19 protein-coding genes are annotated in these 23,917 nt (G+C 57.3%); 5 read left to right on the top strand and 14 right to left on the bottom strand.

Annotation, left to right across the window (positions count from 1 at the left end; translation table 11 throughout):
- Window positions 1-10 precede the first annotated feature (10 nt).
- Genes RGW60_RS16400 through RGW60_RS16390 form a run of 3 tightly spaced genes read right to left on the bottom strand, consistent with a single transcriptional unit; the run spans window position 11 to window position 2,706 of the window.
- Window positions 11-805 (bottom strand): ABC transporter permease, encoded by a 795-nt coding sequence (locus RGW60_RS16400; RefSeq protein WP_322205585.1) that lies wholly within the window; start codon window positions 803-805, stop codon window positions 11-13.
- 3 nt (window positions 806-808) lie between these two features.
- Complete coding sequence (locus RGW60_RS16395) at window positions 809-1,681, bottom strand: ABC transporter permease (protein WP_322166308.1); 873 nt, start codon at window positions 1,679-1,681, stop codon at window positions 809-811.
- Entirely contained in the window at window positions 1,678-2,706 is a 1,029-nt protein-coding gene (locus RGW60_RS16390) for an ABC transporter ATP-binding protein (protein ID WP_322166307.1), read from the bottom strand. Before RGW60_RS16390 ends, RGW60_RS16395 begins: the two co-directional genes overlap by 4 nt.
- 243 nt (window positions 2,707-2,949) lie before the next feature.
- On the opposite strand from RGW60_RS16390, the gene RGW60_RS16385 reads away from it, so the two are divergent.
- Window positions 2,950-3,786, top strand: coding sequence for an IclR family transcriptional regulator (locus RGW60_RS16385; protein WP_322205584.1), 837 nt, complete (start codon window positions 2,950-2,952; stop codon window positions 3,784-3,786).
- A 258-nt stretch (window positions 3,787-4,044) separates the two neighbouring features.
- Window positions 4,045-5,295, top strand: a complete 1,251-nt coding sequence (locus RGW60_RS16380; protein WP_322205583.1) for an aspartate aminotransferase family protein — start codon at window positions 4,045-4,047, stop codon at window positions 5,293-5,295.
- A gap of 123 nt (window positions 5,296-5,418) precedes the next feature.
- Here RGW60_RS16380 and mobA read toward each other — a convergent pair whose 3' ends face one another.
- From mobA to RGW60_RS16355, 5 genes are all read right to left on the bottom strand, one after another.
- Complete coding sequence (mobA, locus tag RGW60_RS16375) at window positions 5,419-6,000, bottom strand: molybdenum cofactor guanylyltransferase MobA (protein ID WP_322205582.1); 582 nt, start codon at window positions 5,998-6,000, stop codon at window positions 5,419-5,421.
- 44 nt (window positions 6,001-6,044) lie between these two features.
- A complete protein-coding gene (gene moaA / locus RGW60_RS16370) occupies window positions 6,045-7,025 on the bottom strand; it encodes a GTP 3',8-cyclase MoaA (RefSeq protein WP_407074075.1) in 981 nt (326 codons plus the stop codon).
- A gap of 189 nt (window positions 7,026-7,214) precedes the next feature.
- Window positions 7,215-7,691, bottom strand: a complete 477-nt coding sequence (locus RGW60_RS16365) for a nuclear transport factor 2 family protein (RefSeq protein WP_322205580.1) — start codon at window positions 7,689-7,691, stop codon at window positions 7,215-7,217.
- Between the two features lie 70 nt (window positions 7,692-7,761).
- Window positions 7,762-8,325 carry a TetR/AcrR family transcriptional regulator gene (locus RGW60_RS16360; RefSeq protein WP_322205579.1) on the bottom strand — a complete coding sequence of 188 codons (564 nt, stop codon included), beginning with the start codon at window positions 8,323-8,325 and terminating at the stop codon, window positions 7,762-7,764.
- Window positions 8,326-8,390: 65 nt separating this feature from the next.
- On the bottom strand, window positions 8,391-10,742 hold the full coding sequence (locus RGW60_RS16355; RefSeq protein WP_322205578.1) for an FdhF/YdeP family oxidoreductase: 2,352 nt from the start codon (window positions 10,740-10,742) through the stop codon (window positions 8,391-8,393).
- Window positions 10,743-10,998: 256 nt separating this feature from the next.
- Here RGW60_RS16355 and RGW60_RS16350 point away from each other — a divergent pair, with 256 nt between their 5' ends.
- On the top strand, window positions 10,999-13,218 hold the full coding sequence (locus RGW60_RS16350) for a mechanosensitive ion channel family protein (RefSeq protein WP_322206951.1): 2,220 nt from the start codon (window positions 10,999-11,001) through the stop codon (window positions 13,216-13,218).
- An 87-nt stretch (window positions 13,219-13,305) separates the two neighbouring features.
- On the opposite strand, the gene RGW60_RS16345 is transcribed toward RGW60_RS16350, so the two are convergent.
- Window positions 13,306-17,649, bottom strand: coding sequence for a DEAD/DEAH box helicase (locus RGW60_RS16345; RefSeq protein WP_322205577.1), 4,344 nt, complete (start codon window positions 17,647-17,649; stop codon window positions 13,306-13,308).
- Window positions 17,650-17,880: 231 nt separating this feature from the next.
- On the opposite strand from RGW60_RS16345, the gene RGW60_RS16340 reads away from it, so the two are divergent.
- Window positions 17,881-18,765, top strand: coding sequence for a sugar nucleotide-binding protein (locus tag RGW60_RS16340; protein ID WP_322205576.1), 885 nt, complete (start codon window positions 17,881-17,883; stop codon window positions 18,763-18,765).
- On the top strand, window positions 18,758-19,687 hold the full coding sequence (locus RGW60_RS16335; RefSeq protein WP_322205575.1) for an NAD-dependent epimerase/dehydratase family protein: 930 nt from the start codon (window positions 18,758-18,760) through the stop codon (window positions 19,685-19,687). The genes RGW60_RS16340 and RGW60_RS16335 overlap by 8 nt, the downstream gene beginning before the upstream one ends.
- Window positions 19,688-19,767: 80 nt before the next feature.
- On the opposite strand, the gene RGW60_RS16330 is transcribed toward RGW60_RS16335, so the two are convergent.
- The 5 genes from RGW60_RS16330 to RGW60_RS16310 form a co-directional block, all read right to left on the bottom strand.
- Window positions 19,768-20,454, bottom strand: a complete 687-nt coding sequence (locus tag RGW60_RS16330; RefSeq protein ID WP_322205574.1) for an OmpW/AlkL family protein — start codon at window positions 20,452-20,454, stop codon at window positions 19,768-19,770.
- A 185-nt stretch (window positions 20,455-20,639) separates the two neighbouring features.
- Entirely contained in the window at window positions 20,640-21,182 is a 543-nt protein-coding gene (locus tag RGW60_RS16325; RefSeq protein WP_322205573.1) for a DUF3299 domain-containing protein, read from the bottom strand.
- Window positions 21,183-21,193: 11 nt separating this feature from the next.
- Entirely contained in the window at window positions 21,194-22,459 is a 1,266-nt protein-coding gene (locus RGW60_RS16320; protein WP_322205572.1) for an ABC transporter permease, read from the bottom strand.
- A gap of 1 nt (window position 22,460) precedes the next feature.
- Window positions 22,461-23,171 (bottom strand): ABC transporter ATP-binding protein, encoded by a 711-nt coding sequence (locus RGW60_RS16315; RefSeq protein WP_322205571.1) that lies wholly within the window; start codon window positions 23,169-23,171, stop codon window positions 22,461-22,463.
- Between the two features lie 36 nt (window positions 23,172-23,207).
- Window positions 23,208-23,795, bottom strand: coding sequence for a DUF2796 domain-containing protein (locus RGW60_RS16310; RefSeq protein WP_322205570.1), 588 nt, complete (start codon window positions 23,793-23,795; stop codon window positions 23,208-23,210).
- Between the last annotated feature and the right edge of the window lie 122 nt (window positions 23,796-23,917).

Here is a 23,917-nt window from a genome sequence, read left to right as displayed (position 1 = left end):
AGTGCCTTCCTCAATGTTTACCAACCAGAACGCGGTCCAGGCCATACACCCGGTCGAGCACAATCATGGCCGCAGCGGTCAACGCAATAACCAATGCCGACACTGCCGCCATCATCGGGTCGATGGATTCGGTGGCGTACACGTACATGCGCACCGGCAGTGTCTGGGTCGATGGCGAGCTGACGAAGATCGACAGGGTGACCTCGTCGAAACTGTTAATGAACGCCAGCAGCCAGCCGCCGGCGACCCCCGGCAAAATCATCGGTAAGGTGATTTGGCGAAACAGGGTAAAGCGACTGGCGCCTAATGATTCAGCGGCTTGTTCAGCGCTGCGGTCGATGCCGATGGCGGCGGCGATCACCAACCGCAATACGTACGGCGTGATGATCACCACGTGGGCAAGCATCAGCCAGGCGAAACTGCCGTTGACCCCCATCAGCGCGAACAGCCGCAGCATGGCCACGCCCAAGACCAAGTGCGGCATGATGATCGGCGACAGAAACAGGCTGTTCAGGAAGTCGCGGCCAGGGAATGTATAGCGGGTGATCGCTAGTGCGGCGGGCACGGCAATCAGGGTGGCCAGCGAGGCGGCCACGAACGCCAGAATCAGACTGTTATAGAACGCATGAATGAAATCAGCGCGTTCAAACACTGCCCTGAACCATCGCAGGGAAAACCCGGACGTTGGCAAGCTCAGGGTATTTTCCGGGGTGAACGCCACCAGGCATACCACCACCAGCGGCGCCAGCATGAACACCACCACTAAGGTATGAAAACCCAGCGACAAAGGACCGTTTTTGGACATGTCTTATTCTCCCAAGGTCTTTTTATAGCGGCGTTCGACAAACCGGTTCCACGTCAGCATCACCAGCAAATTGATCACCAGCAGCACCACCGCGATGGCCGCGCCCATGGGCCAGTTCAGTTCCGACAGGTATTGGTCGTAGACCACGGTGGCGACCATTTTCAAACGTCGTCCACCTAACAGGCCGGGAATGGCGAAGGAACTGGCAGACAACCCGAAGACGATCAACGTCCCCGACAGCACGCCGGGCATGACTTGCGGCAGCACCACCAAGCGCATGACCTTGGCCTGACTGGCGCCGAGGGACAGCGCGGCTTGTTCAGCCGAGGGGTCGAGCTTTTGCAGCGAGGTCCAGACCGGAATGATCATGAACGGCAGCATCACGTGGACCAGCGCGATGATTATCGCGAACGAGGTATAGAGCAGCTTCACCGGATGTCCGCCAAACGCCTGAATCGCCTGGTTGACCAAGCCATCGGAGCCGAGCAGCAAGCTCCAGCCAAATGCCCGCACCACCACGGAAATCAGCAGCGGGGTCAAAATCAAAATCAGGAAAATTGAGCGCCACGGTGTGCCCATGCGGCTGAGGATGTACGCCTCGGGGACGCCGATCACCACGCACAACAGCGTGACCACGGCGCTGATCCACAGCGTGCGAAAGAAGATTTCGTAATAGTACGAATCACTGAACAGGTCGATGTAATGGGCGAAGGTGAACTCGCCGTTTTTGACCCCAAGCTGGTAGTCGAACACGTTGAACGACAACACCAGCGTCAGCACCAGCGGCAGTATCAACAGGCAACTGAACAGAATAATGGCCGGCAGTGACAGCAGATAACCACGTCCGCCGTTGCGCAAAAAGGCGAGCGCATTCATGCATGCACCTCGTCGGCGGCCAGCACGCGCAATAAATCAGCTTGCCAGTCGAGTCCCACCGCCGTGCCTTCAGTCAGCGGCGCGCTGCCGTCGTTGCGGCGGACCACAGTTAGTTCGCCCAATGCAGTGTCGATGCGGTACAGCCATTGGCTGCCGAGGAAATAGCGGACTGAAATACGCCCCTGCAACCGACCGTTGCCGGCGTCGAGCAGGTCGATTTTTTCCGGGCGCAAACTGAGGGTTAGCGCGCCATGGCCAGGGGTGTGGCGTACCTGCGGGCAACCGGCGGCATCGAGGTCTCCGGCGAGCATGTTGGCTTTGCCGACGAAGCCGGAAATAAACGGCGTGCGCGGATGTTCGTAGAGTTTGTAGGGCTCGTCGATCTGGGTCACGCGGCCGGCCTGCATCACCACCACCCGGTCACTGATCGACAGCGCTTCCGCTTGATCGTGGGTCACCATCAAGGTCGTGATGCCGACTTCGCACTGGATGCGACGAATCTCAAACTGCATCTCTTCGCGCAAATTGGCGTCGAGGTTGGACAGCGGTTCGTCGAGCAACAGCACGGGCGGTTCAATCACCAATGCGCGGGCCAGGGCCACACGCTGGCGCTGGCCGCCGGACAATTCTCGCGGGTAACGCTCGGCATGCGCTGCCAATCGCACCAAGTCCAATACCGTGGTCACGCGCCGGGCCATATCGGCCGATGGCACCTTACGCATCCGCAAGCCAAAAGCGACGTTGTCGCGGACGGTCATGTGGGGAAACAGCGCGTAACTTTGAAACACAACGCCCAGCCCACGGCTGCTGGGTTTGGCGTGAGTAATGTCGCGGCCGTCCAGCACGATGCGCCCGGCCGTGGCGTCGACAAAGCCCGCGATCATTTGCAGGGTGGTGGTTTTGCCGCAGCCGGAGGGGCCGAGCAGAGAAACGAATTCGCCTTTTTCAACCGCCAGATCCGTGGCGACAACGGCGTCGATGGCGCCATAGCGTTTGCTGAGGCCTTCGAGTTGGAGAAATGCCATGTGCGCGGTCCACCTTGTTTATTGGGCGCGTCGAAACACGCTCTTTTGTAATGGGCAGATGCGAAGGGATACCGCTGGGTGCGTCGGCGCTCGCTCTAAGTCGGCTGCCATGTGTTGTTCGATTCGCCCCTGTGGACTCACATTAGGACGAAGCCTAGGATGGGCGAAAGAGCGAATTTCACTGAAAGAACTGTTTTTTTCATTTTCATTCGCTCAGCAAATTTATAAGAAGGAAATAACCTTATGTCTTCCGCTGAACGGAATGGTGAGTTGAAGGAAGTCGGCGTTGGCAGCGTCTCTCGAATGTTTGCCGTGCTGCGCAGCCTCGGCACTGCGCCCGACGGTGGCGCCCGAGTGACCCAGTTGGCGCAGCAGGTCGGTTTGTCGCAACCGACCACCCATCGTTTGCTGCGTAGCCTGATGGACGAAGGCATGGTCGAGCAGGATGAGCGCAGCAAGCGCTACCGCCTGAGCTTGGAATTTTTTGCATTGGCGGCGCTGGCGGGGAATACCGGCAACCTGCGGGATCTGGTCCGGCCAAGCATGTTGAGACTAAGCGCCTCGTTGGGGGATTCATTATTTCTGTTGGCCCGCAGCGGTTTCGATGCCATCTGCCTGGACCGCAGCGAGGGGCCATACCCGATTCGGACCTTCACCGGCGACATCGGCGGGCGCGTGGCGTTGGGCGTGGGGCAGGGCAGCTTGGCAATTCTGGCATTCTTGCCTGAGGAAGAACGCGAGACCGTAATCTGTTACAACCTGCCACGGCTCAAGGACTTTCACCTGTACGACGAAGTGTTTCTGCGTTCGGAGGTGGAGAACGTTCGGCGACTCGGGTACGCGGCGCGCAATACCGGCGCGCTGCCGGGAATGGCTGGCCTCGCCGTGCCGATTCTCAACCGCAATGGGCATGCCGTCGCGGCGCTCAGCGTTGCGACCATCACTGATCGCCTGGGGCCAGATCGACTGCCAACCGTGGTTGAGTTGCTCAAACGCGAAGCGGCGGCAATCGGCCCGAAGATCAACCCTTTCGACCCCACCCTGCGCCGGCCTTCGCAGATTTTTGGGGGAAGAAGTTAAATCGCAGGCTTCGCAATGTGCCTGAAACACCGGGTCGTTCCCTTCCCGAATAAATTCGGTCCCACAGATAAACCTGATCTCTGTAGGACCGAATTCATTCGGGAAGCTTTGCCTCTGAGTCCCCGCATTGATCGAAGTAGGCATTCACGAATTTCAGGAATAACCCCGCGAGTTTATTTCGCTTGTGACCGGTGTGTATTCCTCGCTTATATAACCCACTGTCTTTTTTGACGAAGTCTTTTGTATGAGCAGCCAAGCATGAGCGATTCATCGATCAGCGGTTCGATTTCCAGGGTCCACCCCATCACCCTGGACCACGGCAAGAACGCCGAAGTCTGGGATGAAGACGGCAAACGCTACATCGACTTCGTCGGCGGCATTGGTGTTTTGAACCTTGGGCATTGCAACCCGCGTATCGTCGACGCCATTCGCGAACAAGCCACCAAACTGACCCATTACTGCTTCAACGCCGTGCCCCACAGCCCGTATAAACAATTCATGGCCCAGCTCGCAGCGTTCATTCCGGTGAGTTACCCGGTCAGTGGCATGCTCACCAACAGTGGGGCCGAGGCGGCGGAAAACGCGCTGAAAATCGTCCGTGGCTATACCGGTCGCACGGCCGTGATCGCCTTCGACGGCGCCTTTCACGGCCGAACCCTCGCCACCCTGAACCTCAACGGCAAAGTGACGCCTTACAAACAAAAAGTCGGCGTACTGCCCGGTCCGGTCTACCACTTGCCTTACCCGAGCAAAGATAACGGCGTTACCGCCGCCGAAGCCTTGAAGGCCATGGATCGTTTGTTCAGTGTTGAAATCGACGTGAACGACATCGCCTGCTTCATTCTTGAACCGATTCAGGGCGAAGCCGGATTTCTCGCGATGGACATTGAGTTCGCGCAAACCCTGCGGGCTTTCTGCGATGAAAAAGGTATCTTGCTGATCATCGACGAAATTCAATCCGGCTTCGGTCGCTCGGGTGAGCGCTTCGCTTTTTCGCGATTGGGGATCGAACCGGATCTGCTTCTACTCGGTAAAAGTATCGCGGGCGGAATGCCCCTTGGCGCGGTAGTCGGCAAAAAAGCGCTGATGGACGTGCTGCCTAAAGGCGGATTGGGCGGGACCTATTCGGGCAACCCCATCGCCTGCGCAGCAGGTTTGGCGACGCTGGAGCAATTGACCGACGCTAACTTGTCTGCGTGGAGTGAGACCCAGAGCCAAGCCATAGCCACCCGTTATCAACATTGGATCGACACCGCGCGCTCGCCATTTCTCGGGCGTTTGACCGGTGTCGGCGCGATGCGCGGAATCGAACTGATGACCCTAGAAGGCGAGCCCGCCACCGCCCAATTGGCCGCGCTGCTAGAAGCGGCCAGGAACAAAGGCCTGCTGTTGATGCCCAGTGGCAAAGCGCGACACATCATCCGCTTGCTGCCGCCGCTGACCACCGAGCTGCATGTGCTCAACGAAGGGCTGGATATTCTTGAAGGGTGTTTGGCGCAGTTGCGCTGATCGGGGCACGGCTTAGAATCTGGCCAGGGGGATGCCCGGTGAGAGCAGGCCTGCCTAAGAAGGAACCAACGCAGTGACTTGGGCAACCGTGTCGCCTGCTTCGCGAATGCAGGCGACACGGATTTACGTTTCCAACAAATCCGGTGTGTTGAAGTTGGTCAGTCGGGGATCATCAGGCGCGCATTCCATTGCCCTTAAATCCTGACTCAGCAACGCTCGCAACAGGCTGCGTTCGCCTGCCTCCCAGCATTCGCGTAACACCGGTAATAACGCGGTCGGAATCAAGCTAAACATCGGCTGCCACTGCCCCGCCTGCCGCACCATTAATGGGGAGGACATGGAGCTAGCACCTTGCAACAGTTGTTCAATCAAAGCGCGGTCAATTCTCGGCGCGTCACACGCCAGCACCAACATCCATGGATGACGAGCAACCCCGAGTCCCGCCAGAACACCCGCCAGCGGTCCCGGAAAATCCTGTTGTTCATCGCCCACTAGCTGATCCGCAAACGCCGCATAGCTCGACTGATTCCGGTTGCAGGAAATAATCACATGGGTTGTCAGCGGCCTGACAACCTCGTGCACATACGTAATCAATGGCTGTCCATTCCACAGCATCAGCCCCTTGTCCTGGCCGCCCATACGCTGCCCTCGGCCACCGGCCAGTAACAGGATCGAACACGGGTTGTCACGTGGAGAAATGATCATGGTGGCGCCTGGCTGTGCAGCAAAAGCGGTTCAAGACAGCGGCACTAGCCGCCCGTCATGTTCATGAATCGCACGACCTGAACATCATCGTTGATTTCGAAGTTATGGCTGTAGGGCTTGAGTTGCATGGCGTCGATGATGGCTTTTTCCAGTTTCTGCGGCTGACCCGGATGGCTGCGCAATACGGTTTTCAGGTCCACCGAATGCTCATTACCCAAACACAACAACAAACGGCCTTCCACAGTTAAGCGCACCCTGTTGCAGGTGGCGCAGAAGTTATGACTGTGGGGCGAAATGAAGCCGATCCGAATCTCTGGCGCCTCGGCCAAGCGCCAATAACGCGAGGGGCCCTGGGTTGATTCTGCGGATTCAATCAAGGTGTAGCGTTGGGCGATAAGTTCTCGTACTTGAGCGCTGGAGAAAAAAGAATCGGCGCGGCTGTGCTCACTGATGATGCCCAACGGCATTTCCTCGATGAACGTGATGTCGAGTTTTCGATCGATGGCGAAGCTGACCAGATCTTTGACTTCGTGATCGTTGCGGCCCTTCATCACCACGCAGTTGAGCTTGGTATGGGTAAACCCGGCGGCGTTGGCGGCATCGATACCGGCAATCACTTTGTTCAGGTCGCCGGTGCGGGTCAATTCACGAAAGCGCTCAGGGTTGAGGCTGTCGAGGCTGACGTTTAGGCGCTTGAGGCCGGCATCGAATAGTGGCCCAGCCAATTTGCCCAATTGCGATCCGTTAGTGGTCATGCACAGCTCGCGCAAGCCGGGTAGTGCGGCGATTTGCCGACACAGCTCGACCACGCCAGGACGAACCAGCGGCTCACCACCGGTCAGGCGAATTTTGCGGGTGCCTAGGGCAACGAAGCGTTCGGCCAGCTGAAAAATTTCTTCCAGGGTCAGGATGCGTTGGCGCGGCAAAAACTCCATGTCTTCGGCCATGCAATAGACGCAGCGAAAATCGCAACGATCAGTCACCGACATTCGCAAGTAATCAACCTTGCGAGAGTAGCTGTCCATCAAGATCTGATCGTGCAATGACACCTCGTTCGCTCAAAACTGAGCGCGCTAATGTGAGTTAACCGTCAGACGGTCTTGACCGTGCGAGCCTAAGCGGCTGAAAGGTATTTATCAAATAGCTATTGATGAAGACATGATAGATGGCATCTATCGACCAGCCTCCGTGTTGGCTACAGCCGATGCTGCGCGCTATAGGCCGAGGTCGGAGAGGCTTGGGTGATCGTCTGGACGGCGGCCCAGCGGCCAATGGAATTTGCGTTCGGACTCTTTAATCGGCATGTCGTTGACGCACGCAAATCGATTAGCCATCAAACCGTTCTCAGCAAACTCCCAGTTTTCGTTACCGTATGAGCGAAACCAATTACCTGAGTCGTCATGCCATTCGTAGGAGTACCTCACCGCAATACGATTATCAGTGAAGGCCCACAGTTCCTTGATCAAGCGATAATCCAGCTCCTTAGCCCATTTGCGAGTCAAAAACCCCTTGGCTTCTTCGCGGTTAACGGCGAACTCCGCTCGATTACGCCATTTGGTATCAAGGGTGTAAGCCAGCGAGACTTTTTCCGGGTCGCGGCCGTTCCAGCCATCTTCAGCCAAGCGAACTTTCAACGTGGCAGACTCGCGGGTAAACGGAGGTAACGGTGGACGAGTTTCGGCGTTAGGCATTACTAGGTCTCCAGTTAAAAACGCATGCCGGTTTAGCAAATTGGAGGAGGCCTCCAAATTCTGTTTGGCATCAGGTATCCAGCAGACGTCGAGCAATGTCACGCGCGTTATCTGCCGAGGTCGGATCGCCCATGACACGCGCCACGGTAATTGCGCCATCCATCAATATCAGCAGTTGTTTGGCCAAAGTTATAGGGGCAACCACCGCCAGCGCTCCACATAGTTCCAGCGTGTAATCCAGCAACTTCTGTTTGTGTTCTTTGGCAATCAAACGAACAGGGTCGGTAGGGTCACCGACTTCACCTGCGGTATTGATGAAGGCGCAGCCACGAAAGCCATCGCTGAGAAACCAGCCTTTAAGCACTGTAAACAGATTGAGAATACGGGCCTCGGGAGTGGGGGCTTTATCGACTTCAGTCCTGAACCACGCCATCCAGCGAATATCTCGGGCCATTAACGCGTGAGCCGCGATGTCATCTTTGGTGCCGAAGTACCGATAAATACTTTTGCGCGAGACCCCCGAGGTTCTCACCAGCAGGTCCATGCCGGTGGCGTGAATTCCATGTTGGTAAATAAGTTGTTCTGCTGTTTTAAGAACGGTGTCGCGGATATCTGAATGGGGCTGTGTGTTCATGTTGGGGATGGTAGAACGATCGTTCTCCTTGGTCAAGTAGTAGAACTAAAATGTCCGTAGGAATCTCAATGAATCTGGTCCTTGTCCGGCACCGCATGTTCAAGGTCTTCAGGCTCCGGTTTGGTTTTGCGCAGGGTAATAGGCACTGATTTCGCAGCCGGCACTTTGCTTCGCTCGGCATGGTGCCAGAGTGGAACCAGTGGATTACATTCCGGGTAATAGCCCGCGCTGCAGCCTTCGGGAATGTCATACGCGACAATTTGCATCGGTCCTGCTTCCCGAATTACTTCCAGCTCGACAGCCGTGGTGAGCATGACCCAGTCCCCGACGACGAACCCTAAACGTACGATGTCGTTTCGGTTCATGAAGATCACTTTGCGAGTGCCACTTATTCCTCGGAAGCGGTCTTCATAGCCATAAATTGTGGTGTTGAATTGATCATTGCTGCGCAGCGTCATCAGTTGCAGAACGTCGCGCCGCTGGAGTCCGGGACTGACGTCGGTATTTTCGTCCAAGCTCTTCGGGACAATGAACTGCGCGCATTCGCTGGGGGTTTTCCACTTTCGCTCGGCTGCCGCAATAGGCCGGTGAAAGCCACCGGGTTCCCACATTCGGGTTTCCATGTCGTGAAATATTTCTGGATAAATTTCAGCAATAGCTAAGCGGATCTTCGCGTAGTCGCCGCGCCACGCGTCCCAGTCGACACGTTCAATGCCATACAACGTTGCGACAGCCAATCCGGCAATGATCGCTGTTTCTGATCGAAGGTGTTCGCTCGCTGGCTCGCTATTGCCCCACCAGCCGTGGATACACCCGGTACTGTCTTCTGTGCTGTAAGCCTGGGCCTTGCCGTTTTGCCGATCGATTTCGATTCGGCCCAAACACGGCAGCAGCCAATTCTGTTTGCCGGTCACCAAGTGAGTGCGATTGAGCTTGGTCGCAATTTGTACATTTAACTGCAAGTTTCCCCAAGCGGGTTCCATGCGCGAGGTATCGGGAACCGCGCGCAGGAAATTACCGCCCAGACCGATGAAGCCACGCACGCTGCCGTCGAGAATGCCCTCGCAGGCATCCACCGTGCACAGGCCCTTTTTCTCCGGTACGTGGAAACCGAACAGCGCTTCGATCTTATCCACAGGGACTTTTTTCGGATCCTCGGTGATGCCAACCGTGCGCTGACCTTGCACGTTCGAATGCCCACGCACTGGGCAAATGCCGGCACCGGGTTTGCCAATGTTGCCGCGCAGCAGCAGGAGGTTGACCAGCATCTGCACGTTTTCCACGCCGTGGCGATGCTGAGTCAGGCCCATTCCATACACGAACATCGTGCGTTGGCTGCGGGCGTACACCGTGGCCGCCGCCTCCATCGCCGAGCGCGAAAGCCCGGCACGGGCTTCCAGGGCGCTCCAATCGCAGCCGCGAGCGGCGACGGCAAACTCGTTAAAACCTTCGGTGTGCTCGGCGATAAACGCTTGATCAATGACCCCCGGTTCGCCCTTGATCAGCGCCGCTTTGTCCATCTCAAACAACGCTTTGGCGATACCCATCACGGCGGCGGTGTCGCCGCCAATGGCTACCTGATGGTATTGGGTGCTAATGACGGTGGATTCAGGACCGAGCATTTCAATGGGCGATTGCGGATTGACGAAGCGCTCCAGTCCACGCTCGCGTAGGGGGTTGAAGGTGATAATTGGCACGTCCCGCTTGCGCGCCTCCTGTAACGGGTGAAGCATGCGCGGGCTATTGCTGCCAACGTTTTGGCCGAAGAAAAAGATGCAGTCCGTTAACTCGAAATCCGCCAGCGTTACCGTCCCGACCGGGACTCCAATACTTTCTTGCAAACCTACTGAAGTGCTTTCGTGGCACATGTTTGAGCTGTCGGGCAGGTTGTTGCTGCCATAAGCCCGGGCATACAGCTGATACATGAACGATGTTTCCAGCGAGGCGCGGCCCGAGGCATAAAACACTACGCTTTCAGGGTCCATGGCCCGCAGTTGCGCGCCGATCTCGCGATAGGCTTCTTCCCAAGTGGTTTCCAGGTATTTATCACTGGTGCGGTCATAACGTAGCGGATGAGTCAGACGTCCGTGCTGTTCGAGGTCGTAATCGGCCCATTGCAGCAGTTCGCTGACCGTATGCCGCTTAAAAAACTCGGGGCTGGTTTTGAGCGAGGTCAACTCCCAAGCGGTGGCTTTAGCACCGTTTTCACAAAACTCCAGATGATGCGGTTTCCCGGGTTTGGCCCACGCACAACTGACGCACGCAAATCCGCCGGGCTTGTTTTGTTTAAACAGTGCGCTGGGCGCCTTGGCGAGTGCTTGCTCACGCCAGAGAATTTCCATCACCGATTTTGCTGAGCCCCAGCCCCCAGACGATGATTCGTAGGGCTTATAACGTGCTTTGGGATGAATAAGCATTGAATGTCACCTCGACCAGACCGTAATGCTGTTACAACTTCAGCGTTATCAAGCTACGACGAGCCGACGCGGCAAAAGGTTCGCAGCTGCTTACGGACGGCGATAGAGCCTGTTTTTTCGAAAGCTGCATGACCATAAGCAATGTGAACCGAACTTGGCGAGCTAATATCGATCAGTTCCAAAGTGCTTCACATTCACGGGTGTATCAAACGTTGGAGGGGCCAGAGTTTTGTTGAAGTTCAAGACCATTTCGCTGATGTGCATTCTGTTCTGCGCGGGTATTTTCAACGTGCAGGCTGCTGAACTTCCGGGGTTTGTACTTGATGCTGTGGGGATTGCAACGCCCGCCACGGCAGCTGATGCAGCCACCACTGCACCGGCAGCACCCGCCGCACCAAAGACCGCCCCGGCTACTCCTGCTGCGGCTATACCCGTACCTGTCGCTCCCGTAGCGATTCCCGCCAAACCTGAGATCCTGGTGCAGGGTGGTTTGTTGGGGGCCATAAGCTCCAGCATCGATAACGTCCAAAATAATATTGATCTGGACAACAACCTGATTGACGCTTGGCGCTTGCGAGCAGATCGCGCCGCCGATGAAATAGATGTTCTGGTGAATCAGCGTACCTCGCGCTCGAAGGTCAGCATCGCCGGTGACTTTCTGGTGCTCTCGGCGGTGTGGATGGGCGCGTTTGTGATGCTTTTGCTGACAGGACGCTTCTTTACCGCGCGCCTCAACCAGCACCGATTCCTTGCCACGCGATACCGTCCGCAAGCACTGCTGAGCTACTTGCTGGCGTACACATTACCTGCGGTGATCAGCCTGCCGTTGACGTTATACGTCAGCCATTTTCTGCAAGCTTCAGTAGGTCGGGCTTTGGCGCTGTGCTTCGCCTATGCCACCAGCAGCGGCATCGTCTCGACGTCAGTGATCCTGTGCGTCATCGTGATGTTCAACGCCGGACACAAGCGCGTTGCGGTGCGCATCATCCGCCAATACAGTCCACGACCCCTATTCTTGATTGGCTTTCTCGCGGCGCTGAGCGATGCGCTGACCAGCCCGCAGATCTCTCGTCAGTTGGGCAGCAATATCACCAGTAGCATCGCGGTGTTCACCGGGCTGTTTGCGTCGGTAGTGTTTTGCATGCTGGTAATCAAATTACGGCGCCCGGTTGCGCACTTGATTCGCGATCGTTCGTTGGCGGGCCGCTTGCGGCAACCTGCGCTGCAAGAGTCTCTGAACATATTTTCCAGCGTATGGTACCTGCCGATTCTGTTGATGATTCTGGTCTCGGCGATCCACCTGATTGGCGCTGGCCAAGACAGCCAAAAGGCTCTGCGCTGTGCATTACTGACCACCGTCCTATTGATTTCCACCGTGTTTTTGAGCACGGTGTTTCAGCACCTGTTCAAACCGTTGCAGACAAATGATCGCAACGATCATGTGTATAAAACTCGTTTACTAAGCCTGCTGCATGCAGTGCTGCGCATCGCATTGGCGGTGACGTTTATTGAAGTGTTGGCGCGTATTTGGGGTTTTTCGCTGCTGGAGTTTGCTCAAGGCAATACCGTTGGCCGAGCTATCAGTGATTCTCTGAGTCGGATTGGTCTGATCTTCCTGGTCACCTGGTTGCTGTGGGTAATCCTCGATACGGCGATTCAGGAAGCCCTAAAGCCGCCGATGAACAAACGCTCTTCGCATCAGCCCAGCACCCGGATAAAAACCATTTTGCCGCTGTTGCGCAACGCGATAAAAATCATTCTGCTGGTGATATGTGCGATCACCACCATGGCCAATCTCGGAATTAACGTCGCGCCCCTTCTGGCCGGTGCCGGTGTAGTCGGCTTAGCCATCGGTTTTGGTTCGCAGCAACTGGTTCAAGACGTGATCACCGGATTGTTCATCATCATCGAAGACACCATTTCCATCGGCGATTGGGTAGTCCTGGATTCCGGGCACTCCGGAACCGTTGAAAGCTTGACCATTCGCACCCTGCGCTTGCGCGACGGCAAAGGGTTTGTGCATTCGGTGCCGTTTGGACAGATTAAGGCGGTGACCAACCAATCCAGGCAATTCGCCTACGCGTTTTTTGCCGTGCAGTTCACGTATGACACCGACATCGATTCGGCCATGGCGTTGATTCGCGAGGCGGGTAGCTCCATCAGTGATGACTTGTTGCTCAGCAGCAATCTGCAAGGGCCGTTGGAAGTGTTCGGTCTGGACCGCATGGACCTCAATGGCGTCGTATTGACTGCGCAATTCCGCACCGTTTCGGGCGGGCAATATGGCGTGAGCCGTGCGTTCAACGAGCGGTTGAAAAAGCTTGTGGATAAAACCTCGAATGTGCATTTTGCCCAAACTTATCCACAGATGGTCATGAGCCCCCAACGTGAGCCTGGCGTTGAAGAACAACCGGCGCTCGCCAAACCTACGGTGACCAATGGCGACGGATCGGAGAGCCCGGCGCCGACCGTATAAACCGCCTTCGCAAGAGTCTGTAGGGAACAGTGGCTGCACCACGGTTTTGGTGGGAGCGAATTCATTCGCGAAGGGCGCGGTGAGGCTTCAATGCAGCAACCGATCCCTAAGCAGCGCCGCAGCTTGTGGTTCCAGCTCCAGCCAATACTGCGGTTTCCCGGCGATGATCGCGGCTGCCGGAATACCATCGCGGTACACCAGCCGGTTACCTACCAACGCCGGGACTTTTTGGCCGGGGAGCAGGGTGCCGACCAGATTCAGCGGGTCAGCGCCGCAGAGGCGGATCAAGCTGCCATCCAGCGGCCGCCGCCGAATCTCTCGCAGCAGCGGGATGGCTTCTGGCAACGCAAACTGCTCGCCCGCCAACCCGCTGATAAACCGACCGCCGCGAATTTCACCCCGGGCTTCTAATCGGTGGAAGGTGCGCAGTAATTCTCGCCAGTTGGGTAACCAATCCGCTTCACGTTCCAGCATCCGCCAGAACACCACGCCGTAACGTCGCAGCAGGGTCATGGCTACATGTTCCAGCGTCGCCGCTGCTGTTTGTTTTTGCTTTAGGGTTTCGCTGTCCACCGAAGCCGGTACACGACGCAGCAACGCCCAGCGCCCGGCATCGTCCATACCACCGATAAAAGCGCCACGGTTGCGTCGGCTGGTGTGGGCCGAGCGTTTACTGGCCGGCGTGATCAGCGCCCGCAGCCCGGCAAAGCTGTCGGCGTTTACCAGTCCGGCGCCGACCAATTCCTGCAGCGCGGTCTCCAATTCGCTGCGCAGCAAATGGGCTTCTTGAACCAGCTCATCGAAAAACAGCGCCCCGTGGCTGACCAATGCCGCGTGGACTTTTTGGCCGCGCAACGACAGCTCAGAGGGTGATGGCTGTTCGGTGAGTTCGCTCCACAGATTCACATGGCGCCGGGGCAACAACACGATGGGCGTACTGCGCAGCGCTGAGGCAGCGGTTTTGTTGCGCGGGGCCAAACGTGTCCACACTGTTTTGCCCGACCGACACAGCTCATCGAGCCACAACAGTGAATAGTCCTTGAGCCGCGCCGGGAGAATATCGCTGTCCCAGGCCCCGGCCGCCGCCGAATAACCTTCGAGCTGTTCGACCACCTCCGGCAGTGCGGCTTTACCTTGGCTGCGGGTGACGCTGGACAGATGCTGCCAATCAAATAAAAACCGCATGTAATCCTGCAATGAAACTGGCTCGATTTCCCGTCGCAGGCGTTTCACCGTGTAGCGATGAATGCGCGCCAACAAATGCCGCTCGCACCATTGATCGCCGACTGCGCCGGGGCTGAAGCGACCGCGCAGCACATAGCCGTTGGTTTCGAGTCGCGCCAGTGCCTGACTCACTCGGGCGGCGGACAAGGCCAGCGGCTCGGCAATCGCCGCCAGCGACAACGGTCCAAAACCGGCAAGGCGCGCGCGGACGATTTCTATGGTGGCCTCGTCTGCGTCCCATGGATCATCAAAGCCTGCTAATGGCTCTAATGACGGGTGCATTTGCGCCTCTGGATAAACAGCGCGCAAACACGTCAGGCGTTCAATAGCGAACCACAACGCGTTATCCGGGCTAACCTGCAAACGGCTGGCGCGGCCACTCTTGGCCAAGACTTCCAGCCACGCTAACCAATGCGGGTGCTCACGAAGTTCGGCGCCGCTGACGCAACTGAGGGTCATCAGCGCTTCGTGCATTTCATCCAGAGTGTGCGGTTGTGGCCAGGCTTCTGCGCCAACGGCGCTAATCGCGTCGGCGTCCAGTGCGCTGAGATCGTCGGTGGAACTCGGATCACTCCAGCGCCGATTGAGCACTGCATGGGTGCGACGCTCTTCCAGCGGCGCGTCGTCGAGAAATGCAAACGGCCGTGCATTGAGGATTTCCGCCGCCAATGGTGAGGGCGCGGGCAAATCCCGACTGATCAAGCGCACGTCGCCGCTTTCCATGCGCCGCAGCAGTGTTAGCCAGCCTTCGCAATCCATGGCTTCGTGCAGGCAATCGTCGAGGGTTTGCTCAATCAGCGGATGGTCGGGAATGTCACGCTCGCCGACTACGTTTTCCAGGCAGGCAATCTGATCGGGAAACACCGTGGCAATCAAGTCTTCGCTTTTCATCCGTTGCAGCTGTGGCGCCACCTTTCGCCCGCCGCTGAAACGGGGCAGAGCCAGCGCTGTACCGGCATTCCAGCGCCAACGCACACCAAACAATGGCGCATCCAGCAGCGCTTGAATCAGCAAATGTTCGCCGCTGTGGGCCTTGATGTAACGCCAGACGTCGTCGAGCTCGAAACTGTGGCTGGTGGATAACGACAGCACGATGGCGTCTTCACTGGCCGCCGCTTGCAGCTCGAAATTGAAGGTGCGGCAAAAGCGTTTGCGCAACGCCAGGCCCCAGGCACGGTTGATCCGGCTACCGAACGGGGTGTGGATGATCAGTTGCGTGCCGCCCGACTCGTCGAAAAAGCGTTCCATCAACAAGGTGTCCTGGGACGGCAGCGCGCCAAGCGCCAGCCGTGTCCGCGCCAGATAATCCACCAGTTGTTCAGCGCTGGCCAAGTCCAGTCCCAAGGTGTCCATCAACCAGTCGATACAGGGTTGTAAATCGCCGAGGCTGGCGCCGAGCAGTTCATCAATGTGGGCTTGCAGACGCGCCACCGCCGAGGACAACTCTGCGCTACGGCCCGGCGCCTCACCGAGCCAAAAGGGAATGGTCGGCGATTGACCGTGGGCATCCTCAACCCGTACCCGGCCAGTCTCCACTCGCAGAATTCGATACGACGTATTGCCCAGTTGGAACACGTCGCCTGCAATACTCTCCACGGCAAAGTCTTCGTTCACCGTGCCGATATTCAATGCCTGTGGTTCAAGAATGACGCTGTAATCGGCGTTATCCGGAATCGTGCCGCCGCTAGTGACGGCCGTCAGTTTGCTGCCCCGGCGCCCGCGCAAGCTGCGGGTCAGTGCGTCGCGATGCAGGTAAGCGCCGCGCACGCCCTGGCGACCGCTGTAGCCTTCGGCGAGCATTCGCAGCAGCGCTTGAAAGTGCGCGTCATCGAAGTCTGCATAGGGTGATGCCTGACGAATCATGTCCAGCAACGCCTGTTCTTGCCATTCCTCGCAACTGACCTCGGCGATGATTTGTTGCGCCACCACGTCCAGCGGTGCTTTGGGTATCAGCAGCGTGTCCAGTTCGCCACGGCGCACGCAATCGAGCAGCGCGGTGCATTCGATCAAGTCATCGCGTGAAGTGACGAATAACCGACCTTTGGGGGTGCCCCCGACCTGATGCCCAGAACGACCGACTCTTTGCAGGAATGCAGCAATGGAACGCGGCGAGGCAATCTGACAGACCAAATCGACGTCGCCAATATCAATCCCCAGTTCCAGCGAGGCCGTGGCAATCAACACCTGTAGTTCGCCGCGTTTGAGCCGTTGTTCGGCGTCCAGACGTTGTTCTTTCGCCAAGCTGCCGTGGTGTGCGGCGACCGCGTCTTTGCTCAGTCGATCACTTAAATGTCGGGCCAAACGCTCGGCCAGGCGCCGGGTGTTGACGAAAATCAGCGTGGTTCGATGTTCTCGGGCCAACTGCGCGAGCCGGTCATACACCAACTCCCACACGTCGTTGGCCATCACTGCACCCAACGGCACGGGCGGTACTTCAATCGCCAGATCCCGTGGTCGGGCGTGGCCGATGTCGACGATGGCACAGGGTCGTTTTAGCGGATCGCTGCCCACCAGAAATCTGGACACCTGTTCGATGGGTTTTTGCGTGGCGGACAAACCGATGCGCAGCAGTTGCTCACCATTGCTACCCCCATGTTTGTCGCACAGGGCTTGTAAACGCTCCAGACTCAGCGCCAAGTGGCTACCGCGTTTGCTCGATGCAATGGCATGGATTTCATCGACAATTACCGTGCGGGTGCTGGACAGCATGCGTCGCCCCGAGTCTGAACTCAGCAGCACGTAAAGCGATTCGGGAGTAGTCACCAGAATATGCGGCGCAGTCTTGCGCATCGCGGTGCGTTCTTTTTGCGGGGTGTCGCCGGTGCGCACAGCGGTGGTGATGCGCAGTTCGGGCAGGCCCATCCGCGCCAACTGCTCGGTGATCCCGGTCAGCGGGTTTTGCAGGTTGATCTCAATGTCGTTGGACAGCGCTTTAAGCGGGGACACGTAGACTACGAAGGTCTGCTCTGGCAACTCACCGCCGTTCGCCAAACCTTCATGGACCAAATCGTCAAGCACTGCCAGAAACGCGGTCAGGGTTTTGCCTGAGCCGGTGGGCGCTGCAATCAAGGTCGAGCGCCGTGCCTTGATCAACGGCCATGCTTGCGCCTGAGCGGGAGTGACCGCCGGGAATGTATTGCTAAACCAAGCGCTGACCGCCGGATGAAACGGGCTCAGCACCGGGTCGGGAAGGGTTAGAAGATTCATCCGCTTTTTATGCGGGCGGGGCCGTAAAGATGCAAGCGCCTCTCGTCAAACAAGCGTCCCTTTAGATACCGTTTCGACGCTCACTCCGAACGCGTTTCATCGGCACCAAAAAAAGACGCAAACCCATACCGGCCGGGCGCCTCTTGGGTGAAAGGAGTCAACGTGTTATGTTTGCAGCCGTTTTTATTAATTTTTTTTTGAACCGATTCTGATACCGAGCCTGCTGACTCTATGCGAATGCGCCTTATGCTGTTGGGCGGCGGGAATGCCCTTGGGCAGGCGCTGATTCGACTTGGTGCCGAGGAAAATGTTGGTTTCCTCGCACCGCGCCCACCGCAAGACGGTTGGGATGCCGCGAGCCTGACGCAACTGCTTGATGACACCCGTCCTGATGCCTTGATCAACCTCGCTTACTACTTCGACTGGTTTCAGGCGGAGACCGTGAGCGAAACCCGTCTGGCCGGACAGGAACGCTCCGTGGAGCGTCTTGCCGAACTGTGCCAGCACCACAATATCAGTTTGCTGCAACCGTCCAGCTACCGGGTATTCGATGGTTCGCGGGCAACGGCGTACAGTGAAAAAGACGAGCCGGTGCCGCTGGGCCTGCGTGGCCAGGCGCTATGGCGAATTGAGCAAAGCGTGCGAGCAATCTGTCCGCAGCATGTGCTGTTACGCTTTGGCTGGCTGCTTGATGACAGCAGCGATGGTGTGCTTGGCCGTTTGCTCAAACGCGCTGAGCAACCTGAAGAATTGTTGATGGCCGATGACCGTCGCGGCAACCCGACGCCTGTGGACGATGCGGCACGGGTGATCATTTCCGTACTCAAGCAACTCGATTGTGCAGCGCCGTTGTGGGGTACTTATCACTACGCGGGACACGAAGCGACTACGCCACTGGCGTTGGGTCAGGCAATTTTGACCGAAGCTCGTCTGTTGCATCCGCTGGCGATCGAAGCCCCTACCGCGCAGGCCCATGCCGCCCGCGCAGACGCTGCTGACGAGCCGCAACACGGTGTGCTTGCCTGCAAAAAAATCCTCCATACCTTTGGTATCAAGCCCCGCGCCTGGCGTGCCGGTTTGCCAAGCTTACTGGACCGTTATTATCGCCATGCTTGATGCACCTGTTTTAATTACCGGCGGCGCCGGCTTTATTGGTTCGCACTTGGTCGATGCATTGCTCGCCAAAGGCTACGCTGTGCGCGTACTGGACGACCTTTCTACCGGTAAACGCAGTAATTTACCGATGGACAACCCGCGTCTCGAATTGATTGAAGGCGATGTCGCCGATGCAATGTTAGTTGCTCGTTCTGCGTTGGGCTGTAGTGCGGTGGCGCACCTTGCGGCGGTGGCTTCGGTTCAAGCGTCCGTGGACGATCCGGTGCGCACTCATCAAAGCAATTTCATCGGCACCCTGAACGTCTGCGAAGCCATGCGCCAAGCCGGGATCAAAAGGGTATTGTTTGCGTCGAGCGCGGCGGTTTATGGCAACAACGGTGAAGGGGAGTCCATCGACGAAGATACGCCCAAGTCACCACTAACCCCTTATGCCTCAGACAAACTGTCGAGCGAGTATTATTTGGATTTCTACCGCCGCCAACATGGGCTGGAACCGGTAATTTTTCGCTTCTTTAATATCTTCGGTCCACGCCAAGACCCATCGTCGCCCTATTCGGGTGTGATCAGCATTTTCTGCAAGCGCGCCGAAAGCGGCCTGCCTATCGCTATCTTTGGCGATGGCGAGCAAACCCGTGATTTCGTTTACGTGGGCGATCTGGCTGGGGTGTTGGTGCAAGCATTGGAGTTACCGGAAGTCGCGGCGGGCGCGATCAACGTCGGGCTTAATCAGGCCACCACGTTGAACCAGTTGCTGGCAGCGTTATCGCAAGTGGTTGGGGCATTGCCCGAGGTTACTTACCTGCCGGCGCGCTCTGGGGATATTCGCCACTCGCGTGCCAATAACGGGCGCTTGCTGGAGCGATTTAAGTTCCCTGAACCGACGCCCTTGAGTGTGGGGTTGGCACGGTTGCTGGGACGCTAGACAGCACTTCGCGAATGAAGTCGCCTCTCATTAGATGAGGGCGCCTTTATTCGCGAGATGTCGAACTAAAAAACGCTCAGTTAGAACTTGTAGCCCAGGCCAACCATGTAGACCCAAGGATCAACTTCAAGGCTAACTTTGGTCTGGCCGATGCCCAGTGCGGATGGGCCGTTCACTGTCGCTTTGGTGCTCATGTCGATGTACCAGACAGAGGCGTTAAGCATCACTCGGTCAGTCAACATGTAGTCGGCACCCAGTTGCCCGGCTATCCCTACTGAGTCCTTGACCTTAAGGTTGCTGAAGCCTTCGTTTTTGCGCTCGCCGGTCAAGTCGCCGCTGAAAAATGCGGTGTAGTTCAAGCCAACACCGACATAGGGTTGAAACTTCGACGCAGTGTCCAGCGGGTAGTACTGCAACGACAAGGTAGGTGGCAGCTGTTTGATGGTACCCAGCTTGCCATCCAGTGCCGGGCTAAGGCCTTTGACACCAACAGTGTGATTGAACGGGGTTGCCGCTAGCAGTTCAATGCCGACGTGGTTGGTCAGCATGTAAGCTACCGCTAGGCCGAGCTGTGTGTCGCTGTCCAGCGTCGCTTTCGTGCCGGCGGCTTTCACCCCGTCAAACTTCAGGTTACCGCTATCTTCATTGGGGGCTACGACCGCCGCACCCGCACGAACGATGATGTCGCCAGCTTCGTGGGCTTGGGCAACGAGGGAGGCGCTGAGCGCCAGCGCAAAAAGAGACGCGCCGAGCAGTGATTTGTGCATGAAGGCTCCGTTAGACATTAATTGTGGCGATGTCTAATGGTATGGCGGCAATGCAGCGACCCTTTTGACCCAGCTCAATGAAATTGAACTATAGGGAACTAACCGGGCAACGGTGCCGTCTCGCACCTGACACACTCAATATCGGGGCGTCTGTGTCCCGAGTTTGCAACGCGAGAAAGCTGGATTCAGGAATCGGGTAGTTCATAGGCGTAGATTTTCTCCGCGGCCATTTTGTAGCCTGCGTCGGCCAATTCGCTGGTGGATGATTCGACTTTCATCGAGCCTTCGATCCAGTACGGTTGATACAGCTCATCGAGTTTTACCCCGACTTTACTGGTGACGTAGACAATTTGATTCGAAGGCGGAGGCGGCACGTGGATGCAGGCGCCGAAGTAGGGCACCAGCAGAAATTCGGTCACGCGGCCCTCTTCGGTTACTTCCAGTGGCACGATATAGCCTGGCAAACGAATGTGTTGGCCGTTGAGCGATTTGACCACAGGGGCAGACGGCGACTGCTGTTTCGCTGCGGGAGCGGACTCAGCTGACAGCGCATCGGACATACCTGACAGGTTATGAATCGGTGCGGGTTGTGGCTTGAGTTTTGGCGCATCGGGGGGAATCATTTGTTCCCACGCCAAATCACGCGGCTGGGCATCGGCCGCGTCCGCGGCCGTCGCGGCCAGTAATGGCGCCATCAGCAGCAACAGCGCGAACAGTGTGCGCAACATGATGAAAACCCTCATAAGCGAATCGACAGACCGTCAGCCAAAGATTGGCGGTAGGCGCGCCAGGCGGGCACGGTGCCAATCAGCAGAGCAGCGGCCAGAATACCGCCGAGCAGGGTCCATTCATATGTGCTGGGCAGTGACAGTGGCAAGAACAATCCGTAACTCGATTGCACATAGCCCTGCGCCGATGCGATGCCGACGTACAGTAAAACCACGCCACTGACCACGCCCCCCAAAGCCAACGCGAAGGCTTCGAGAATTAACAGGCTGGCAATGTGCCAAGGTCGCGCGCCCACCGAACGCAGGATCGCCATTTCGCGACGTCGCTCGTTGAGACTGGTCAAAATTGCGGTGAGCATTCCTATTAAGCCGGTCACCACCACGAACAACGAAATAATAAACAGCGCTTGTTCTGCGGTGCTCATTAGGCTCCAGAGCTCTTGTAACGCGACACCGGGCAGAATCGCCAGCATCGGCTCGCCCCGGAACTCATTGATGTCGCGCTGCACGGCGAATGTTGCAATCTTGTTATTCAGGCCGAGCATGAAGGCTGTGATTGCGGTGGGTGTCAGGTCCATGTTGCGTGCTTGATCAGCGCTGATTCTGCCGGCGCCTCGGGCGGGAACGCCGTTATGCCAATCGATATGGATCGCTTCCATGCCGCCGAGGCTGATATGCAGCGTGCGGTCCACAGGGGTGCCGGTGCGTTTCAAAATCCCGACCACGGTGAACGGCTTGTCGTCGTGCTTGACCAGGCTGACCACCGCCACGCCGTGAGCCAGTACCAGTTTGTCGCCCAACTTATACTTCAACGCATCGGCTACTTCCGCTCCCAACACCACTTCAAACGGGTCGGTGGCAAATGCTCGACCGCTGGCTAATTCCAGGTGCTGTTGACGGCCGTACTGATAGTGCTCGAAGTAGGCTTCGTTGGTGCCCATGACCCGATAGCCACGGTGTGAGTCACCCAAGGAAATCGGGATGGCCCATTTCACGTGAGGATCGTTGGCGAAATGCTCAAAGCTGTCCCAACGAATATTGTTGGTGGCGTTGCCGATGCGGAATACCGAATACAGCAGCAAGTTAATCGAGCCGGACCGCGCGCCGACGATCAAGTCGGTGCCGCTAATAGTGCTGGCGAAGCTGGCTCGCGCCTCGGTGCGAACGCGCTCGACGGCCAATAGCAAGCAGACCGACAAAGCGATAGCGAATGCGGTCAGAAACGCGGTGAAGCGGCGATTAGCCAGACTAGCCATGGCTAGACGAAACAAATACATCTCAGACCTCTGCGGCGACGGCGGCGCGATTGAGTTCGGACAACGACAGGTTACGGTCGAACAGTGGCGCAAGGCTTTGGTCGTGGCTGACAAACAGCAGGCTGGCCCCGGCTTCCTGACATTCCGCAAACAGCAGGCGGATAAATGCTTCACGGGCATCGGCATCCAACGCAGACGTAGGTTCGTCAGCGATTACCAGCTCGGGTTGGCCGATCAGTGCGCGGGCGGCGGCAACTCGTTGTTGCTGGCCTATGGACAATGAATCCGCGCGCCGGCTCAACAACGCCGGGTCCTTCAACCCCAAGTGCGCGAGCAACGTTGCGGCAGCCTGATCGACACTGCCATGGCGTTGGGCCGCCCGAGCGGCGCGGAGTTTGGAAAAATGACAAGGCAGCTCTACGTTTTCCCGCACTGACAAAAACGGCAGCAAGTTGAACTGCTGAAAGATATAACCGGTATGGTCCACTCGGAAATGGTCCCTGGCGCCGGCCGACATTTGCGTCAGCTCTTGGCCCAGCAGGCGGATACTTCCTCGGTCTGGAGTCTGCACGCCGCCCAGCAGCCCGAGCAGCGTGGTTTTTCCGCTGCCACTAGGGCCTTTCAGGAAAAGGGTTTCACCTGGCTCCAGGCGAAACACCGGAATATCCAGCAGCGGCGCATGGCCCGGCCAGCTAAAGCCAAGATCGGATAGCTCGATAAGTGCTTGGGTCATGAGGGGCAAGTTCACAGGGTGATCAAAACAGGGTTGTCAGAACTTCAGGGTGGCGTTATCAGGCGTCGCTTCGGTGCCTAGCTGGCCACTCGGCGCGATCAGTTGTACCTGAATTCTATGGGTGTTGGGGAACGTCTTGAAAATTTGTGAAAGATCAAAACTTTTCAATGCGGAAGGGGCATCGCAGACAAAGACGTAATGCGCATGGATTTCGCTATGGTGATCCGTTTCGCCGGCTTCAGCCTGGGCATGCGTGTCGTTATCGTCGTTGTGATCATCGGCTGCATCAGGCTTGTCGCCGAACAGCGGACTCTGGAGTTTTTGCGTGGTCACCGCGCATTTAGCGGCCAACGGCAGATTGAACAGCGCTTGGGACTTCAGCAGCAATTCGCGGGCGTTAGCGAGTTTAGCTTTGTCGGTGTCAGTACTCGCTTCGTGTTCGAAACCGACGATATTCATCGACGGGCTGTCTAGCTCGAATTCCAGCGACTTACCGTCTAGCGCTATGTCCAGGCGCGCAACACCGTGCTCATGGGCGCCGAGACTGGCATGCTCGACTTCGGCGGCATGCACCATGGCTAGTGGAAGCAGAGCGAAAGGCAAGGCGAGCAGCAAATGACGCATGGTAACTCCGGAGACAGAGGGGATTAATTCGTTATGTGATCTTATAACAATTAATTAGCGCCATGCGACCGCTTCCCGAATGAGTTCGGTCCCACTGATACTATTCGATCACCCTGTGGAAC

The organism is Pseudomonas sp. AB6 (genome assembly GCF_034314105.1).
Lineage (GTDB): Bacteria > Pseudomonadota > Gammaproteobacteria > Pseudomonadales > Pseudomonadaceae > Aquipseudomonas.
This window is presented reverse-complemented; position numbering and strand designations above follow the sequence as displayed.

What these genes read in the sequence shown, in the direction of transcription:
- RGW60_RS16315 (WP_322205571.1), bottom strand. Translation starts at nt 23,171, where the DNA reads ATGACCCAAGCACTTATCGAGCTATCCGATCTTGGCTTTAGCTGGCCG.
- RGW60_RS16310 (WP_322205570.1), bottom strand. Translation starts at nt 23,795, where the DNA reads ATGCGTCATTTGCTGCTCGCCTTGCCTTTCGCTCTGCTTCCACTAGCC.
- RGW60_RS16380 (WP_322205583.1), top strand. Translation starts at nt 4,045, where the DNA reads ATGAGCGATTCATCGATCAGCGGTTCGATTTCCAGGGTCCACCCCATC.
- RGW60_RS16390 (WP_322166307.1), bottom strand. Translation starts at nt 2,706, where the DNA reads ATGGCATTTCTCCAACTCGAAGGCCTCAGCAAACGCTATGGCGCCATC.
- RGW60_RS16355 (WP_322205578.1), bottom strand. Translation starts at nt 10,742, where the DNA reads ATGCTTATTCATCCCAAAGCACGTTATAAGCCCTACGAATCATCGTCT.
- RGW60_RS16335 (WP_322205575.1), top strand. Translation starts at nt 18,758, where the DNA reads ATGCTTGATGCACCTGTTTTAATTACCGGCGGCGCCGGCTTTATTGGT.
- moaA (WP_407074075.1), bottom strand. Translation starts at nt 7,025, where the DNA reads ATGGACAGCTACTCTCGCAAGGTTGATTACTTGCGAATGTCGGTGACT.
- RGW60_RS16385 (WP_322205584.1), top strand. Translation starts at nt 2,950, where the DNA reads ATGTCTTCCGCTGAACGGAATGGTGAGTTGAAGGAAGTCGGCGTTGGC.
- RGW60_RS16400 (WP_322205585.1), bottom strand. Translation starts at nt 805, where the DNA reads ATGTCCAAAAACGGTCCTTTGTCGCTGGGTTTTCATACCTTAGTGGTG.
- RGW60_RS16340 (WP_322205576.1), top strand. Translation starts at nt 17,881, where the DNA reads ATGCGAATGCGCCTTATGCTGTTGGGCGGCGGGAATGCCCTTGGGCAG.
- RGW60_RS16395 (WP_322166308.1), bottom strand. Translation starts at nt 1,681, where the DNA reads ATGAATGCGCTCGCCTTTTTGCGCAACGGCGGACGTGGTTATCTGCTG.
- RGW60_RS16345 (WP_322205577.1), bottom strand. Translation starts at nt 17,649, where the DNA reads ATGAATCTTCTAACCCTTCCCGACCCGGTGCTGAGCCCGTTTCATCCG.
- RGW60_RS16330 (WP_322205574.1), bottom strand. Translation starts at nt 20,454, where the DNA reads ATGCACAAATCACTGCTCGGCGCGTCTCTTTTTGCGCTGGCGCTCAGC.
- mobA (WP_322205582.1), bottom strand. Translation starts at nt 6,000, where the DNA reads ATGATCATTTCTCCACGTGACAACCCGTGTTCGATCCTGTTACTGGCC.
- RGW60_RS16365 (WP_322205580.1), bottom strand. Translation starts at nt 7,691, where the DNA reads ATGCCTAACGCCGAAACTCGTCCACCGTTACCTCCGTTTACCCGCGAG.
- RGW60_RS16325 (WP_322205573.1), bottom strand. Translation starts at nt 21,182, where the DNA reads ATGTTGCGCACACTGTTCGCGCTGTTGCTGCTGATGGCGCCATTACTG.
- RGW60_RS16360 (WP_322205579.1), bottom strand. Translation starts at nt 8,325, where the DNA reads ATGAACACACAGCCCCATTCAGATATCCGCGACACCGTTCTTAAAACA.
- RGW60_RS16350 (WP_322206951.1), top strand. Translation starts at nt 10,999, where the DNA reads ATGTGCATTCTGTTCTGCGCGGGTATTTTCAACGTGCAGGCTGCTGAA.
- RGW60_RS16320 (WP_322205572.1), bottom strand. Translation starts at nt 22,459, where the DNA reads ATGTATTTGTTTCGTCTAGCCATGGCTAGTCTGGCTAATCGCCGCTTC.